The following is a 16,043-nucleotide window of genomic DNA, read 5'->3' on the forward strand; positions in this document are numbered from 1 at the left end:
CCTATTTTATAACTGCTTTTTTCGAACCATCTTTCATTTTAATTTCAATTTCATCACCACTGCTTAAAGAATTACTTGAAGCAACAACTTGTTCATTTTTCAAAACAATAGCATATCCTCTTTCTAATGTTTTTAATGGTGATAAAGTATTTAGTTTTGAAATTAAAAACCGATATTTTTCTTGATTGATTTGCAATTTTCGCTTTATTTCCATATTCATAGTATGATCAATAACTTTTAATTGATTTTTTTGATTTGTCAAAAAAAGGTTAGTTTGATGATTAAAAACCTGAATCAAATTAGTAGTCTTATTTTTTTGACTATTCAAATTATCATTAAAAGCGTAACAAAGTTTATCGTATAGATAATCAACTTTAGCTTTTTTATCCTCATACAATTTATTTGGATTTTTAAACAAGTAAAACGAACTTAAACGATTAAAATTTTCTTTATATATATTGATTTTTTGTTTCATTAATGTACTTAAAGTATACTCAACGTTTGCCACATTTTGCTTCAATTCCATTAAATCCGGAGTTGCTTTAATTGCAGCTGCAGTAGGTGTAGCTGCACGATAATCAGCAACAAAATCACAAATAGTAAAATCAACTTCATGACCCACTCCACTAATAATAGGAGTTTTACATTCAAAAATAGCTCGAGCTAACAATTCTTCATTAAAATTCCAAAGTTCTTCTAACGAACCGCCACCTCGGGCAATAATAATCGTATTAAAATTTAAACTATCGACATACTTTAACATTCGACAAATTTTTATATATGCATCTTTTCCTTGTACGGGTATTGGAAAAGCTACAATTCTAACAACAGGAAATCTTAACTTGATCGTCCTAACAACATCAGCCAACGCTGCACTTGGATAACCTGATAATACAGCAATTCTACTAGGGAACTTAGGAATCTGTTTTTTATTTTCAGGTGAAAATAATCCTTCCCCAGCTAGTTGTTTTTTTAATTGTTCATATCGTAAAAAAAGATTTCCTAGTCCATCTTGTTCCATTTTATCTACATAAAGCTGATATGTTCCGGCAACATCATAAATTGAAACACTTGCTTGAATAAATACTTTCATACCGTTAGCAGGCTCAAATGGCAATTTTCGAGCCTTTGAAGAAAACATAACAGCATTAACTCGAGAGTTTTCATCTTTTAAAGTAAAGTACAAATGTCCAGAACTATGATGCTTAAAATTGGAAATCTCACCCATTATGTAAATTTTTTGTAATTGACTATCAGCATCAATTTTTGCTTTTAAATAGCGATTTAAAGCAGTAACCGTTAAATATTTTCTTTCCACTATTTCACGACTTTATTTAATAATCCATTAATAAATTTATATGAATCATTATCACAATATTTCTTTGATAATTCTACTGCTTCATTGATAATTATTTCACGACTTTGATCAGTTTCTAATAACTCATAACAAGCTACAATTAATATTGCTAATTCTATTTTTGACAAGCGATCCACTGACCAGTTTTTCTTTAAATGTTTAGCAACTTCATCTTGATACTTGCCAATTTTATTTACAATACTAGTGATCATTAATAAACAATAATCATAATCGCTACGATCAGCACATAATTCTTTATCACTATTTAAATATTCTTTAATTTCTTCTTCACTTGTATCAACTAACAACTTTTGATAAGTTGCAATCACAGCTTTTTCACGTATTAATCTTTTTCTATATTTTCTCATTAAAACCGTCCTTCCAAAATATCTATCATGATTTTAACATATTTGGCATTTAAAATAAACGAATTTACAGCAAATAAAAAGATTATCAAATCGATAATCTTTAGAAATTAATTCCTTTAACATCAATGTTAATTTTAACATTTTTAATTCCTGTCATTTCAAAACAACTTTGAGCAATTTTGTTTTGTAGAGTTGTTGTTAATGTAGTAACATTTAAACCATAATTTACCAATATAGCAACAGTAATTGAAACATGATTATTTTTATTGATTGTTACATTAACTGGTCCATTTCCAGGAATAGGAATCATATTTCCTTCAAATTGAATACCTTCGATAGAATCTACTGCTTTTTCAACAATAGTTTGAAAAACATTTAATCCGATATTCAATTTTCCTAAATTTGATTCATTTTTTACTGAATAGTATTCTTGATTCATATCAATTACTCCTTTTATATACTATAATTGTATATAAAATCAAGACAAAATTCAAGTGTCACTAATAAACTTGACTTCTACTTGATATTCATTGTTAGTTTTTTCCATTATTGTTTTAATAATACTATTGGCATCACTGCTATTGGCTTCTTTTTTATCAACAACAACTTTAATTGTTTTATTTTCTACTTCTACAAAAGCACTTTTAAAACCAGCATCATTAATTATTTTAGTAATTTCTTTTTCTAAAGCTGCTGTTTCCTTAGCTTCACTAATAGATGCTAGAGCACTTGCAATTTCATCACTGCTACTTTCGCTTGAAGCAATGATTGCATTATTTTCACTAATCAAATCAGCTCGCTTTTGATCAAGTTCTTCTTGTAAAATTTCAATTTGCGATAATTCACCACTATTTACTGCTACTTCATTAGTTTCTGTTTCTGGAGGTAGAAGAACATAATAAATTGAAAGTACTAAAATCAGACTAAATAATGTCAAAAATGTAATAGCTTGTCTATTCATATTATTTCTCCTTTATCACTATTTTATTATATGCATAAAAGAAAAAAATATGAAAAAACACTAGTTTTTAAACTAGTGTTAAGCTCTACCTTGATATTTTCCATCAACAGTATTTACAATTACAACTTCACCTTCTGAAATAAATAAAGGTACTTTAATTTGGAAACCAGTTTCAATAACTGCGTTTTTTGTTGCTCCAGTTGCAGTATCACCTCTTACAGCAGGTTCAGTTTCAATAACTTTAAATGGTACGTTAATTGGTAAAGCAACTCCTAAAACTTCACCTTCGTAACTAGTTACTTCAACTTCATCACTTTCTTTTAAGAAATTGATTTCCCATTTTAAATTGTCTGCAGGAATTTCAATTTGTTCATATGTTTCATTATCCATGAATACTAAAGCTTCTCCAGAATTATACAAATATTGCATTTTGCTTTTATCAACATGAGCTTTTTTTACTTTGTCATTTCCACCAAAAGTAATTTCAGTAGTTGCACCACTACGTAAATTTTTCATTTTAATTCTAATATTTGCAGCTGCACGAGCAGTTTTATTATGAGAATAATCTAATACTACGAATAAATTTCCATCATATTCAAATGTAACTCCTGGTCTTAAATCTCCAACACTTATCATTTTAAAATTCTCCTTATATGTAAATTACTTTGTAAGTATATCAAAAATATTATCTCAAGTGAAGTATTTTTACTAATTATTGATACTCAAAAGAAATTAGAATCAGTTTTTCTAAATCAATTTCTATTTCAAAACCATATTCATCGCTATCTCGAATTACTTTTGTTACAATATAATAATAACTCCCCATATCATCAACAGTATAATTAATCTGATAATCACCAACACTAATTTCATCGCTAAATAAAATACTATTAGCTATCGTTTCTTTATAGTAAGTTATTATTGCCAATTCAATCAGACGATTTTCATCAATTGCTTTTATTCTTGATATACCTCGACTATTTTCTATTACATTAGAAAAAAATGTTGTAATATTTAAAACAATGACCATAAAGATAATTAAAACAATTTGTAAAATAGTTCCCTTAGTTTTCTTCGATTTCAGCACTAGTTTCATTTTCTTCCTCGCTTATTTGATAATCACAGGCAATCAAATAAGTATAATTATTATCATCACGATTTAATTCCATATAAATATTTCTATCATTTTGATAAAAAGATAACTCATCTACATTATGAATCAAAATATCAAATCCTGGTTCTTTTACAACCCGACCATTATCAAGCGATATTGTAAACTGCTCATCATCTTCATTAGTATAGATTAAGCTATCAGATACTTGAATATCTTTAGCAGTAAATAAAATTTTACTAATTTGATTGGCACCTAGTGAAAAGCTGCTTGTAGTAATTTCAAGGTTATCTTTAACTGTAATAACTTTTAAAATTGGTACTGTATTTAAAATAATCAACAAGCATATCGATAATGAAAACAATACCTCTATTAAGGTAAAACCTCGTTTATCATTGTGTACAAATCGTTGCCACTCCATAACTGTCTTTCCTTGATTTTTTGCTGTTCTATATATTGCTTATATTCTTGTTGATTATCTTGATAATGATTTAAAGCCAAATTGTAACAGCTTAAAATAATTACAACACAGCTTACAAAAATATTAAACGCAAGTAAAGTTTCAACTAAAGTAGTTCCTTTTTTAACGAACATAAAAAGCCCCACTACCAACATTTAAAATAATTGTTTTAATTTCATTTGTATTGCCTAGTTCGATCCGACCGCCTGAACTAATATTGCCATTTTTATTAAAATGAAAATCATAGTAATATTTAAAGTAATAAGAAAAATTTAATAACAGTGTACGACTTTTGTTACCTTGACTATACGATATCTGATTTGATGAAATATTGATATCTACTTGATCGTGACTAGTTAAAGCTAACGTTTTTGCTTCCTCTAATAAAGATATAATCTGACTACATTGCTGTTCTATTGCAATTTTAGGACGATTAGAGATACTAAAATGTAAAGTAAAGACACTTAAGACAATCATAATACTTAATACAAATAACATCTCAACCATGGTAAATCCTTTTTTACCTAGCATATGCTTGACCATCACTGATATAAATTGATAAACCACTAGGACAAGTAGCCTGTTTTTGAGTTAAGTAAGGATGATCACCTGATGTTAAATCAGAAATACTAGTTGGTAATCTGCCATGCTCGATCTCATACAATATTATCTGTGAATTAACCACTTCGATTTGAGCGTCACAACTTTTTTCTTTAACAACTCGATTTTTACTAGTTACATTAGGAATAACCAATAACAAAATTACTAAAATAATTGAAATACAAAAAATCAATTCAATCAAAGTAAAACCTTTTTGCATCTTTTTCATTTTCCATCGCTCCCTTTATAAATTATTTACTACATTCATCATTGGAATAATAATGGAAACATAAACCATTATTACAAATACCGCAGTAAAACAATACACAAAAACAACTGCAATTTTAATAATTTTACTAATATGATGATTTAAATTATCAAGTGATAAAGTCAAATAATTGCTCATTGATTTTTGTTTTCGATTATCGTGATACAATAACTTAAAACATGTAACTAATAATGGTTCAAAATAGATAAATTCACTAATTATCTTTTCGAGATCTTCACCTTCTAAAATTTTTAAATAAATTTCATAGATTAACATTTTAATATCACTATCATCTATCTTTTGATAAAGCATAACAATAATATCAGTTGAATCATAACCAATTTCCAAAAGTTCATTGTAATAAAGGGCAAATTTTAATGAATAATACTTTTGGATAGTTGCTTTAGTTATGAACACGTGTTGAACTAAAAAATCCAATAATTGATAATACTGTTTTTTAATAGCATATATCGTTATTGATGAAGCTATAATAAGTATTAAAATTGCAAAAATAATTAAAATGGGAATTATTTTAAATAAGGTAAAAATAAGATTTGTAAAAAAACCAGGTGTGATATCAAATTCAAGAAAGAGCTGACTAACCGATGGTAATAATCCATAGACGATAAAAATTGAAAATGCAACTAAAAAAATAATCAAAATACATGGATATGTTAATTGTTTTTTTAGTTTTGTTTTTGTTTCACTCATTTTCTTCCATATTTTTAAACTTTGTAATATTGCTTTAGAAATATTATTATCTAAACGAAAGAACTTAAAAAATTCTATAAATAAATGATTAAAATTGCTTTGGATAATCGCTTCATCTAAACTATATCCCTCATTTAAAGCCTTTTTTATTGAGTTAATATTTGGATTTTTAGAGACTGCCTGACATAATTGTAAAATATCTTCAATTAAATAACCCTGATTTAAAAATATCGCTATATTTTCTAATAATCGATAATCATCATTCATATCCGATACTGGCTACTTGGCGATAATCAACCAAATCCTTCTCTAATAAATATTTTACATTTTCACTGAAAGTATGATATTTAAAATCCTGATTATTTAAATAATTTAAAACGTTTTTACGATCAATAAACTCAGGTAAAATTAATGGCTTATGACTATATTTATGATAAAGCATTTTTTGTGACAAAACACCAATCAAAACATCTTCAATATCTATTTTTAAAACTCCTAAATTCAATAATCTTCTAATTGCCATTAAACAATCACTTGAATGAAGTGTAGTTAAAACTAAATGGCCAGTCAATGCACACGTAATTGCCAATTTAGCCGTTTGTTCATCACGAATTTCACCTATCATAATTATATCGGGATCATGTCTTAAAATCTGTTTTAAAGAGTTTTGATAAGTAATTCCCAATTTTTCATTTATTTGTAATTGCAAACAATAGTCTTTCTTTATTTCAATAGGATCTTCTAGTGTAACTATATTCTTGCGTCGATATTGATTAATAGTATCTAACAATGCATACAGTGTAGTTGACTTACCAGAACCTGTTGCCCCACTTACAATAAATAAACCAGTATTTTGCAAAGTAATTGATTTTAGAAACTCTATAACATCATTAAATATAGTTAATTCTTCAATCGATAATATTTTATGATTGTTTAAAATTCTAATTACGATACTATCTAAATCTTTGCCTGGTAAACTAGAAATTCTTAAATAATAGACTTTATTTTCATACGTATAATTTAAATGACCTGTTTGTGGGCGTAAACGATAATTCATGTCAATATTCGATTTAAATCGAATATAGTTAAATAATTTAGCTCCGATTTTAGTTTCAATTTGATCATGCAAAATCAAATCTCCTTGCTGTCGAAAAGAAATTGTACATCGATTTTTATTTAAAAAGTGGATATCAGTTGTTTTGCTTTCTATTGCTCGATTTAGAATTTTTTCAAAAAGTTCATCCATAAAATTCTACCTCCTACTTATCATTTACACCCCAAACTATAAAATTACTTGCTTAAAATAAAAAAAATCGTAAAAATTACGATTTTTGTAAATATGGATTAGATAATAATTCACTTTTTAAAGTGGAACTAGGTCCATGTCCTGGATATAAAGTTGCATCAAAATTAAATGTTTTAATTTTTTCAATTGAAGTTAATGTATCATATTTAGATGAATTTGGAAAATCAAATCGGCCAATAGAACCATTGAATAAAACATCTCCTGAAAAAATAACATTTTCATCTTCAAGATAAATCATTGAAGCGCCGGGACAATGTCCTGGCAAATGAAACCAGCAAATTTTAAAACCGGAAATTTCCATATGCTCACTAGCTGGAGTCACTGGAGCGCTTAAACTAAATGGTTTTTCTAAATACGATAAATTTAGACGCGAATTTGTAAGCATTTCAATATCTTCATGATGAATATAAATTGGACAATGATATTTATCATACAAATAATCCACAGCGCCAATATGATCAAAATGCCCATGAGTTAATAAAATAGCATCTAAAACCAATTCATTTTCTTCTAAATATTTAGCTACTTTTTTTCCTTGTGCTCCCGGATCAATTATCATACAGTGATTTTCATCATTGCTAACAATATAACAGTTAGTTTGCATAACTCCTAAAACAAAAGTTTTTATTTTCATAATTAATGCTCCAATAAAGAAAAAAAGCCCAAGGGCTTATTTCTTTTCCTTATGAACAGTTTTTTTGTTACATCTAGGACAATATTTGTTGATTTCCATTCTTTCTGGATGATTACGTTTATTTTTTGTATTAATATAGTTTTCTTCACCACATTCAGTACATCTATAAATAATATTTTCTCTCATTATTTACACCTCCATCAGTAAACTTTCGACATATATAATATCATAGTCTTTTAATAATTACTAGCACTTTTTTTAATTTACGCCATACTTTTCTACATATTTATCAACAACCTGGCTTGAAACTAGTGGTGCCGAGCTACTTCCACCATTTGAAGCATAAGTTTGACGAAATGCTAAGCAAGCAAAAACTAATACTGGTTCTGATGATTCATTAGCTGCAATATAACCAATTTGTAAGTGGTTTGGATAATCGTTTTCAGTATCCGGGTAATCATATATTTCAGCTGTACCAGTTTTAGCCCAAGTTATATATGATTTTGTACTCCAATAAGAATGACATGTTCCTTGATCACGAGTTACACAAGCACGCATTCCTTCTTTAATTCGACTAAATGCTGTAGCTTGATTGCTCACATCATCTAAAACAGTAGTATCAGATGAATAATTGGTTTCAACATTACCTTCATCATCAGTAGTATAAGAATCTAAAAATAATTTTGGTTGTACACGTTTACCACCATTAGCTAAAGTACAAGCATATTGTGCCAATTGGATATTAGTATAAGCATCATATTGACCAATCATCGCATCTAATAATAGACCACTAGCACGATTATGACCGCGGTATCCAAGAGCTTCATTAGGAACATCAAGACCTGTTTTTACCCCTAAACCTAATTCACCTAAATCACGACGTAACGTATCAAAGGCTTCTTGATTAATTTTTAATGGTCCATCGTAAATATATTCAGCACCACCTAATAACATAGCAATTCTAAACATGTAAACGTTTGATGAATAAGCAATTGCATCAACTTCATTAATATTTCCAAATGATTTCCATGATTTTTTTTCTGCAGTATTTTTTATCTTAATCGGTTCATCCATAAAATACGTATTTGGAGTAATTAAATTATTTTTAAAACCAACATATAAAGAACCGCCCTTGATAGTAGATCCTATCAAATTGGCATCTAAATAATTTCCAGCGGCGTAGTCTGATACTTCACCGGTTTCTTTATTTATAGTTTTACCAGACATAACAATAATTTCACCAGTTTGAGGATCCATTAGTGTTAAAAACATCTTATTAAAATGTTTATTATTGGCATTACAAGCCTTTAATTCATTTTCAATTACCTGATCAGCAAATTGTTGCAATTCCCAATCGATTGAAAGACGAATATTAGCTCCTGCCGTTCCAGAAGTAACGTTAGTAATAACGGGATTACCGTCACTATCATAATCTAAAGTATAACTACTATCATTACCTCTTAAAATATCTTCATATTGTTGTTCTAATCCAGAAACACCAACACGAGCATCATTTTGATATCCAAGTGCTAATAGTTCATTTCTTAGCTCAGCTGGTAACCCTTGTTTTTTAGTTGTTACACTTCCTAAAACTTGAGAAAATGAAGAGCCATATAATTTTTGTCTTGACCAGTCAGTAGTAATTGTAATACCCGGCAAAATTCCTGAATTTTCACCAATTATACTAGCTTCTTCATCTGTTAATCCTTCAGCTAAAACTGTAGAACCACTAGTACAGTTATTCATTAGATAATAAAAATGAGCATATTTAATATCATTTGCATCCATATATTGATTAATTAACTCTGGTGTAATTCGTTCAATCTGTAAATTATAGATTACTTTACTAGAGTTATCTTGACCTTGAGCCTGTTTTCTTTCTTCATCAGTTATTAATGAATCTGCCACATCTTCATGAAACATAATAAAATAATCTTTTTTTGCACGTTCACTAATTATATCAGTATTATTAACATCTAAATTAATAGTTTTAGCCAAAAAATTTGCTGACTCTTTTAAAACATCATCAGATATTTTTTTAGGTGCATAATATGTAGCACTTATTACATTGACATTATCTACTAATTTAGTGTAATTTCGATCAACAATTTCACCACGAGGAGCATCAGTAGAATAAGTAGTTGTTCCATATTGTTCTAATTTGACTTCTAATTCATCTGCTTGAACAAATTGGATATATCCTAATCGAAAAGCCATGATAGATGTAAATGCAAGCACTACACAAAGTAATCCTATCAAACGACGACTTACGATATTATCTTGTTTATTTTTTTGATCACGCTCTTGTTCCAAAGCGCCATAAAAACGTACTTTAGGTATTTTCTTTTTAAAATTTAATCTCATCTAGATACCTCCATATTACGAACTTATTATAGACTAATTTAGATATTAAGTAAATTAAAACCGATAATTACCATAAAATTTAGAATCCACCCATAATTGTTTATAATTATATAATAAAACCGTACGAATTTTTTCATACGGTTAATATTTTAAAATTTTAATATTTATTTTTATTCATCATCAACAGAAAGAATCGCCATAAAAGCTTCTTGTGGTATTTCTACTGAACCAACTGCTTTCATTCGTTTTTTACCTTCTTTTTGTTTTTCTAATAATTTTTTCTTTCGTGAAACATCGCCACCATAACATTTTGCTAAAACATTTTTACGCATCGCCTTTATTGTTGTTCGAGCAATGATTTTCCCTTGTAAAGCTGCTTGAACAGGAACTTCAAACATCTGGCGTGGAATCAATTCTTTTAATTTTTCACAAATTATTTTTCCTCTACTATAAGCAAAATCTTTATGAACAATAGTTGAAAGAGCATCGACAACTTCACCATTTAATAAAATATCCATTTTTTGAAGCTTACTTGTACGATAACCGATTATTTCATAATCTAAAGAAGCATAACCTTTAGTGCTAGATTTTAATTTATCAAAAAAATCATAAACGATTTCTGATAAAGGAATTTCATAAATAATATTTTGTCGAGTATCATCAATATATTCAATATTTTGATATTCCCCACGTTTAGCCTGGCATAACTCCATAATTGCTCCAACAAACTCATTAGGTGTCATAATCGAAGCTTTTACATATGGCTCTTCAATATGATCTATTACTTGTGGTTCTGGCATTTTTGCTGGATTATCAACGATAACCTCAGTTTTATCTGTTAAATAACAATGATAAATTACTGAAGGAGCAGTTGCTATTAAATCAAGATTAAACTCACGTTCTAATCTTTCTTGAATAACATCCATATGTAATAATCCTAAAAAACCGCATCTAAAACCAAAACCTAACGCTTGTGATGTTTCTGGTTCAAACATTAATGATGAATCACTTAATTTCATCTTTTCTAAAGCTTCTCTTAAATCTTTATACTTCGCATTATCAATTGGATATAATCCACAATAAACCATTGGGTTTAATTGACGATAACCAGGTAATTGGGTAAATGATTCATTTTCTAAAGTAGTTACTGTATCACCTACATGAATATCCTGAATTGACTTAATCGATGCAGCAAACCAGCCTACTTCACCAGTAACCAATTCATCTTTTTTAACTTCACGAGGTGTCCGTACCCCTAATTCTGTTACTTCATAAGTAGCACCAGTAGCCATGAATCTAACCGTATCACCTATTTTTATTTTTCCTTCTTTAATTCTTACAAAAACAATTACTCCGCGATAACTATCATAATAAGAATCAAAAATTAAAGCTTGTGTTGGATTATCGATACTACCTCCTGGAGCCGGGAACTCATGAACGATTTTTTCTAAAACTTCTTCAACATTCAAACCACTTTTAGCAGAAATCAAAGGAGCATGATCAGCTGGTAAACCGATAACATCCTCAATTTCTTTTATTGCCCGTTCAGGATTTGCACTAGGTAAATCAATTTTATTTATTACTGGTAAAATTTCCAGATTACTATCTAAAGCCAAATAAACATTTGCCAATGTCTGCGCTTCAACACCTTGAACAGCATCGACAACTAAAACAGCACCTTCACAGGCAGCAAGCGATCTTGATACCTCATAAGTAAAATCTACGTGACCGGGAGTGTCGATCAAATGTAACAAATATGTTTGGCCGTCTTTTGCAGTATAATTTAACTGTACTGCATTTAACTTAATTGTAATTCCTCTTTCACGTTCTAAATCCATACTATCAAGTAATTGTGCTTTCATTTCACGATCAGCCACAGCACCTGTGATTTGTAAAATTCGATCAGCTAAAGTACTCTTACCATGATCAATATGGGCAATGATTGAGAAATTTCTAATTTTACTTTGGTCAATAGCCATTTAATCACCCACTTTCGTTTAGTAATTATAGCAAAAATATATACCAAAGACAATCAGTATTTCTTACTAGTATTTAAAATATTTATCAAGTAAAGAAACTCTTTCAGCCACTACTTCAATCGTTGTAATTTGCTTTGAATCACCACATTCCAAATTTCGAGAGTGAAGTCGTCCTTTAATAGCTATCATACTACCTGGTTTAGCACAATCAATAATCATTTCTGCAATACCACGCCATAAAGAAACAACGATATAGTCACTTTCAAAGATACCTAATCCATTTTTATATCCCTTTTCAATTTGGATTGTCGCATTAGCAACTTTTACACCTCCTAAAGTCGTCTGCATTACTGGAATTTATATTAAATTATTTAAAATTTCCTGCTATATCAATGGTTTTAAAAGATTTTTTTATTTTTTTAACCCTTTTTTAACCCATTTCTTTTTTTGTTTAAAAATATTTTTTAAAATCTTCAATAATTTTTGTATCTGTAACATGCGCATATAATTCAGTTATCCGGTCAGTATTATGTCCTAGTAATTTTTGGATGACTCGAGTATTAATATTTTTATCAAGACACCTGGTTGCAAAACTGTGTCTTAGACCGTGCATACTTATATGTTTTATTCTAAAATCAGGATTGTCTTTTAAAATAGCATCTATTACAAAATTAAGATGTGCATTCAAACTATCAGTTGTGATTGGAATTCCGTTATAGGTCATAATTAGTTTTTTCATTAGTTCATCATTTTGATATATTACTTTTCTATGTTTTATGTACCCTTCTCTGGTTACATAATTTTTATGATCAAGTAGCCACATAAGTGCTTCTTTACAATCTTTATTCATTGGAACAATTCTCATTGATGACTTTGATTTAGGCGTATCTAAATTGAAAACTGTTTTTTTATAAATCATAATAACTTTATCCATATTATATTCATGATTATAATAATATTTTATAACCTGATGTTTTATATAAATTAGATTATTATCAAAGTCTAATTCATCTAATGATAAACCTGATATTTCTCCTATTCTCATACCAGTATTAAGCGCAATTATTATTATCTTACTAAAGTATTCATTTTTCTTTCTACTATACTTAATAAGTGTTTTCTGTTCATCATCAGTCAAATATATAATTTTTGATTTAGTGTTATTTTTTGTACTTATTTGCTTTGCACAATTATCTGTTATAATTTTACTTTTGACAGCATATTCAAAAATCTGTTTTAATACTATAGTGATTTTGTCTTTTTGTTCGACTTTATTAAGATATCTTAATAATAAATCATAATCAAATTCAGTTATTTTAATTTTACCAAAAGTCTTATAAACATGTTTTGAATAAACAGATATATATGAATTTTTTGTACTTTCTTTTCGATTGCTTGGGATCAGTTCGTTATCTCTCCACATCTCGTAAATTTCGTTTAATGTCAGATTGGATTTTATTGGATTATCAAAATCTCCTGTTTCCTTTTTTATAAAAGCTTTCTTTTGCTTCAGTTTTAATTCTCTTTTCAGTTTTTGTAAATTTTTATCATATAGAGCAATTCTTTTACCGTGCTCATCCGTATAACGTCCTCTATATCTGCCGTCCTTCATCTGATTTATTCCTTTTCCAAGTTCTTTACCTTGTAAATTTTTTCCCACGGTTTTAATCCCCTTTCCTTTTTTTACGAAAAAGAAATTAATCAGCTGATATCCACCAGTATTATATCATATTGGCAAATATCAGACAGATTAATTTCATTTTTAAATATAAATTTGTTCATTCAGCCACTGTTCCATTTTTTCTCTTTTTATTAGTCTCTTGCTATTATTGAAAACCACAAAATCACAATCATTCCGATCAGTTATCTCATATAACTTATTTTTACCAATACCAAAATACTTTGAGGCTTCTTCAATTGTAAGAAGTGGTTTATGCCATAATGGAACATTTAGCTTATCTGTCTTTTCAAAAACCATTGTCTGATTTATGATTCTTTCATCATTGATATTTTCGTTCATATTAAAAAATTAGTGCAGAAACCAAATATTAGGCTGATTTCTGCACACTCCTTCTTCTGAAATTAACCAAGATAACCTTCTATTATGGTAAGTACAACAACCACCATAAACAATACTGAAATGATTTTAGTAATCAGTTTATCGGCTCCATATTCTTTAACTGAACCCGACTCAAATAATGGACTATTCTTAGCTGTGAAAGCATTTAATACACTGTCTCCCTTATTTGATTGCAGAAAACACAGTATAATCAAAGCTATACATAATATAAATACTATTATCTGCATTACGGTTCTTAATACTCCGCTCAAAGAAAGCGAATAAGACAAAATAATCGATAATACCAATTCCAGTCCAATATCGAACAAATATAATATAATAGCAATCAGTGAGCCTAATAATATAACGGTCAAAAAACTTTTTAACCAGTTTTTAGGTCTACACCATTTGATAAGTCTGAATTCATCGATAATAATCTTGATTGAGCTGAAACATTTACTTAACAGCTTTCTTTTATTCTTTTTCTTGTCTTTTCTCAAAACTATCCCTCCTGATTAACGATCTTTCCAGATTGAAGTCTGTTTAACATATTTGGCTCTTGTGCTTTCACTTTTTAATTTCTGATAGATAGTGATCATAGTACTGCTGACGATGATCAGTGAAGTACCACCGATAGTAAGATTAGTTTGTGCTGCAACATCCCAAACTAGAGGTGTAACAACAGGTACGAGTGCTATGATCAGCAGTGAAACCGAACCAAAAACACATATTCTATTAAGAATCCTGTTAAGATAACTGATAGTATCTTTACCCAGTCTCACAGATACAATACTGCAACCACTTTTCTGAAAGTTCCTGTTTATATCCTTTGGAACTATGAGCGTATGTGAATAATAGAATGTAAAAAATATTATCAGTAAACCATATATAGTAATTCCAAAGATATTGTTTAGCGAAAACCGGTTAATCCATTCGGGATTCCAACCACCGATATTACAGATAATTGAAGGGACTGAAAGCACCGAACTAGCAAAGATAACAGGAATAACACCTGAAACATTTACTTTCATAGGTAGATAGTCTTTCTTTTTACCTGAAACATAGGTACTGTAATTAGAGAATACAATAGGAATATGTCTCTCACTTTTTTCTATAAACACTACATATCCAATGATAGCCAGGTATAGTAACATCAATAAACCGAACATGATAAATGTTGTCCAATTATTGTAAGTTACTGTAACATCAAATGCATCAAGAATGATACCAGGCAAGTTGTATAAGATACCGGCAGCGATAATCAGAGAGGAACCATTACCTATACCCTTGATGTCAATCATTTTAGTTATCCATAAAAGGAAGCAGCTACCTGCAACGAGCACACCAGTTGTATAGATATAACTGTAAATGTTACCAGCTCTTAAGATTCCGTGTTGGTTATCAAACATGGCTGTAATACTAAGAGCCTGAATGATACCTATTGCTAGACCAATTGAATTTGAGGCAATAACTTTTTTATTTGTATCATTTTCTTTCTTCCACCTTGAAAATACAGGTATTACATCATTGCTAAGAAGTTCGTAAACGATTGAACCTGTGATAAATGGTGAAAGACCCAATGCAAAAATTGAAAAGCTGGTAAAGTCTGCTCCTGTAAGCAGACTCAGTATTTCAAATCCACCGATAGCCTCTATAAATGTACTATCTACACTGGATACCGTGATATTGTTGCCCAGTCTAAAGATGAACAACATAGCTAGTGTATATAACACTTTTTTGGTCGTATCTTTTTTTATAAATTCAAAAAATTTTTTCACTTTCTTTTTCTGCAATATATGCAGATTCAAACCTCCTTTTTTCCTCTTTTTCTTTTAAAACAATCGTAATGACAGCTCTTCTATTTA

21 protein-coding genes are annotated in these 16,043 nt (G+C 29.0%); all 21 read right to left on the bottom strand.

All coding sequences use genetic code 11. The annotated features are described in order from the left end of the window. Position 1: 1 nt before the first annotated feature. Positions 2-1,318: an exodeoxyribonuclease VII large subunit gene (gene xseA / locus ABGT36_RS06870; RefSeq protein WP_087370454.1), complete on the bottom strand. Its 1,317-nt coding sequence runs from the start codon at positions 1,316-1,318 to the stop codon at positions 2-4. Further along, a complete protein-coding gene (gene nusB, locus ABGT36_RS06875) occupies positions 1,318-1,725 on the bottom strand; it encodes a transcription antitermination factor NusB (RefSeq protein ID WP_087298503.1) in 408 nt (135 codons plus the stop codon). Before nusB ends, xseA begins: the two co-directional genes overlap by 1 nt. A gap of 100 nt (positions 1,726-1,825) precedes the next feature. Beyond that, positions 1,826-2,164 (bottom strand): Asp23/Gls24 family envelope stress response protein, encoded by a 339-nt coding sequence (locus tag ABGT36_RS06880; protein ID WP_087298502.1) that lies wholly within the window; start codon positions 2,162-2,164, stop codon positions 1,826-1,828. A gap of 51 nt (positions 2,165-2,215) precedes the next feature. Beyond that, positions 2,216-2,686 (bottom strand): SpoIIIAH-like family protein, encoded by a 471-nt coding sequence (locus ABGT36_RS06885; protein ID WP_087370456.1) that lies wholly within the window; start codon positions 2,684-2,686, stop codon positions 2,216-2,218. Between the two features lie 78 nt (positions 2,687-2,764). Next, positions 2,765-3,322 carry an elongation factor P gene (gene efp / locus ABGT36_RS06890; RefSeq protein WP_346677359.1) on the bottom strand — a complete coding sequence of 186 codons (558 nt, stop codon included), beginning with the start codon at positions 3,320-3,322 and terminating at the stop codon, positions 2,765-2,767. 76 nt (positions 3,323-3,398) lie between these two features. Beyond that, positions 3,399-3,782: a hypothetical protein gene (locus tag ABGT36_RS06895; protein ID WP_300078162.1), complete on the bottom strand. Its 384-nt coding sequence runs from the start codon at positions 3,780-3,782 to the stop codon at positions 3,399-3,401. Next, complete coding sequence (locus ABGT36_RS06900; protein WP_296882473.1) at positions 3,751-4,218, bottom strand: prepilin-type N-terminal cleavage/methylation domain-containing protein; 468 nt, start codon at positions 4,216-4,218, stop codon at positions 3,751-3,753. The genes ABGT36_RS06895 and ABGT36_RS06900 overlap by 32 nt, the downstream gene beginning before the upstream one ends. Beyond that, entirely contained in the window at positions 4,170-4,391 is a 222-nt protein-coding gene (locus ABGT36_RS06905; RefSeq protein ID WP_296882471.1) for a hypothetical protein, read from the bottom strand. Before ABGT36_RS06905 ends, ABGT36_RS06900 begins: the two co-directional genes overlap by 49 nt. Continuing rightward, positions 4,381-4,788: a competence type IV pilus minor pilin ComGD gene (gene comGD / locus ABGT36_RS06910; protein WP_308698420.1), complete on the bottom strand. Its 408-nt coding sequence runs from the start codon at positions 4,786-4,788 to the stop codon at positions 4,381-4,383. The genes ABGT36_RS06905 and comGD overlap by 11 nt, the downstream gene beginning before the upstream one ends. Next, complete coding sequence (gene comGC, locus ABGT36_RS06915) at positions 4,778-5,086, bottom strand: competence type IV pilus major pilin ComGC (RefSeq protein ID WP_087298495.1); 309 nt, start codon at positions 5,084-5,086, stop codon at positions 4,778-4,780. The genes comGD and comGC overlap by 11 nt, the downstream gene beginning before the upstream one ends. A gap of 15 nt (positions 5,087-5,101) precedes the next feature. After that, the gene (locus tag ABGT36_RS06920) at positions 5,102-6,103 is read right to left on the bottom strand and encodes a type II secretion system F family protein (RefSeq protein ID WP_087298494.1); all 1,002 of its coding nucleotides are present in this window, start codon (positions 6,101-6,103) and stop codon (positions 5,102-5,104) included. Continuing rightward, complete coding sequence (locus ABGT36_RS06925; RefSeq protein WP_346677364.1) at positions 6,096-7,082, bottom strand: ATPase, T2SS/T4P/T4SS family; 987 nt, start codon at positions 7,080-7,082, stop codon at positions 6,096-6,098. The genes ABGT36_RS06920 and ABGT36_RS06925 overlap by 8 nt, the downstream gene beginning before the upstream one ends. A 76-nt stretch (positions 7,083-7,158) precedes the next feature. Continuing rightward, complete coding sequence (locus ABGT36_RS06930; RefSeq protein WP_087298492.1) at positions 7,159-7,776, bottom strand: MBL fold metallo-hydrolase; 618 nt, start codon at positions 7,774-7,776, stop codon at positions 7,159-7,161. A 36-nt stretch (positions 7,777-7,812) separates the two neighbouring features. Beyond that, complete coding sequence (gene rpmG, locus ABGT36_RS06935) at positions 7,813-7,962, bottom strand: 50S ribosomal protein L33 (RefSeq protein WP_087298491.1); 150 nt, start codon at positions 7,960-7,962, stop codon at positions 7,813-7,815. Between the two features lie 72 nt (positions 7,963-8,034). Then, positions 8,035-10,140 carry a penicillin-binding protein 2 gene (locus tag ABGT36_RS06940; RefSeq protein ID WP_346677367.1) on the bottom strand — a complete coding sequence of 702 codons (2,106 nt, stop codon included), beginning with the start codon at positions 10,138-10,140 and terminating at the stop codon, positions 8,035-8,037. A 170-nt stretch (positions 10,141-10,310) separates the two neighbouring features. Continuing rightward, a complete protein-coding gene (gene lepA / locus ABGT36_RS06945; RefSeq protein ID WP_346677368.1) occupies positions 10,311-12,119 on the bottom strand; it encodes a translation elongation factor 4 in 1,809 nt (602 codons plus the stop codon). Positions 12,120-12,185: 66 nt separating this feature from the next. After that, complete coding sequence (locus ABGT36_RS06950) at positions 12,186-12,467, bottom strand: single-stranded DNA-binding protein (RefSeq protein ID WP_296884337.1); 282 nt, start codon at positions 12,465-12,467, stop codon at positions 12,186-12,188. A 103-nt stretch (positions 12,468-12,570) separates the two neighbouring features. Continuing rightward, on the bottom strand, positions 12,571-13,779 hold the full coding sequence (locus ABGT36_RS06955) for a tyrosine-type recombinase/integrase (RefSeq protein WP_346677370.1): 1,209 nt from the start codon (positions 13,777-13,779) through the stop codon (positions 12,571-12,573). 102 nt (positions 13,780-13,881) lie between these two features. Beyond that, on the bottom strand, positions 13,882-14,097 hold the full coding sequence (locus ABGT36_RS06960) for an excisionase (RefSeq protein ID WP_346678630.1): 216 nt from the start codon (positions 14,095-14,097) through the stop codon (positions 13,882-13,884). A gap of 104 nt (positions 14,098-14,201) precedes the next feature. Beyond that, positions 14,202-14,678, bottom strand: coding sequence for a preprotein translocase subunit SecG (secG, locus tag ABGT36_RS06965; protein WP_346677372.1), 477 nt, complete (start codon positions 14,676-14,678; stop codon positions 14,202-14,204). Positions 14,679-14,693: 15 nt separating this feature from the next. Beyond that, on the bottom strand, positions 14,694-15,986 hold the full coding sequence (gene secY, locus ABGT36_RS06970; protein ID WP_346677374.1) for a preprotein translocase subunit SecY: 1,293 nt from the start codon (positions 15,984-15,986) through the stop codon (positions 14,694-14,696). Between the last annotated feature and the right edge of the window lie 57 nt (positions 15,987-16,043).

The organism is Erysipelatoclostridium sp. An173 (assembly GCF_963931465.1).
GTDB classification, from domain to species: Bacteria; Bacillota_I; Bacilli_A; order Erysipelotrichales; family Coprobacillaceae; genus Thomasclavelia; species Thomasclavelia merdavium.

Coding starts and splice junctions, on each gene's coding strand:
- nusB (WP_087298503.1), bottom strand. CDS start 1,725: ATGAGAAAATATAGAAAAAGATTAATACGTGAAAAAGCTGTGATTGCA.
- ABGT36_RS06880 (WP_087298502.1), bottom strand. CDS start 2,164: ATGAATCAAGAATACTATTCAGTAAAAAATGAATCAAATTTAGGAAAA.
- ABGT36_RS06885 (WP_087370456.1), bottom strand. CDS start 2,686: ATGAATAGACAAGCTATTACATTTTTGACATTATTTAGTCTGATTTTA.
- efp (WP_346677359.1), bottom strand. CDS start 3,322: ATGATAAGTGTTGGAGATTTAAGACCAGGAGTTACATTTGAATATGAT.
- ABGT36_RS06895 (WP_300078162.1), bottom strand. CDS start 3,782: ATGAAACTAGTGCTGAAATCGAAGAAAACTAAGGGAACTATTTTACAA.
- ABGT36_RS06900 (WP_296882473.1), bottom strand. CDS start 4,218: ATGGAGTGGCAACGATTTGTACACAATGATAAACGAGGTTTTACCTTA.
- ABGT36_RS06905 (WP_296882471.1), bottom strand. CDS start 4,391: ATGTTCGTTAAAAAAGGAACTACTTTAGTTGAAACTTTACTTGCGTTT.
- comGD (WP_308698420.1), bottom strand. CDS start 4,788: ATGCTAGGTAAAAAAGGATTTACCATGGTTGAGATGTTATTTGTATTA.
- comGC (WP_087298495.1), bottom strand. CDS start 5,086: ATGAAAAAGATGCAAAAAGGTTTTACTTTGATTGAATTGATTTTTTGT.
- ABGT36_RS06920 (WP_087298494.1), bottom strand. CDS start 6,103: ATGAATGATGATTATCGATTATTAGAAAATATAGCGATATTTTTAAAT.
- ABGT36_RS06925 (WP_346677364.1), bottom strand. CDS start 7,082: ATGGATGAACTTTTTGAAAAAATTCTAAATCGAGCAATAGAAAGCAAA.
- ABGT36_RS06930 (WP_087298492.1), bottom strand. CDS start 7,776: ATGAAAATAAAAACTTTTGTTTTAGGAGTTATGCAAACTAACTGTTAT.
- rpmG (WP_087298491.1), bottom strand. CDS start 7,962: ATGAGAGAAAATATTATTTATAGATGTACTGAATGTGGTGAAGAAAAC.
- ABGT36_RS06940 (WP_346677367.1), bottom strand. CDS start 10,140: ATGAGATTAAATTTTAAAAAGAAAATACCTAAAGTACGTTTTTATGGC.
- lepA (WP_346677368.1), bottom strand. CDS start 12,119: ATGGCTATTGACCAAAGTAAAATTAGAAATTTCTCAATCATTGCCCAT.
- ABGT36_RS06950 (WP_296884337.1), bottom strand. CDS start 12,467: ATGCAGACGACTTTAGGAGGTGTAAAAGTTGCTAATGCGACAATCCAA.
- ABGT36_RS06960 (WP_346678630.1), bottom strand. CDS start 14,097: ATGGTTTTTGAAAAGACAGATAAGCTAAATGTTCCATTATGGCATAAA.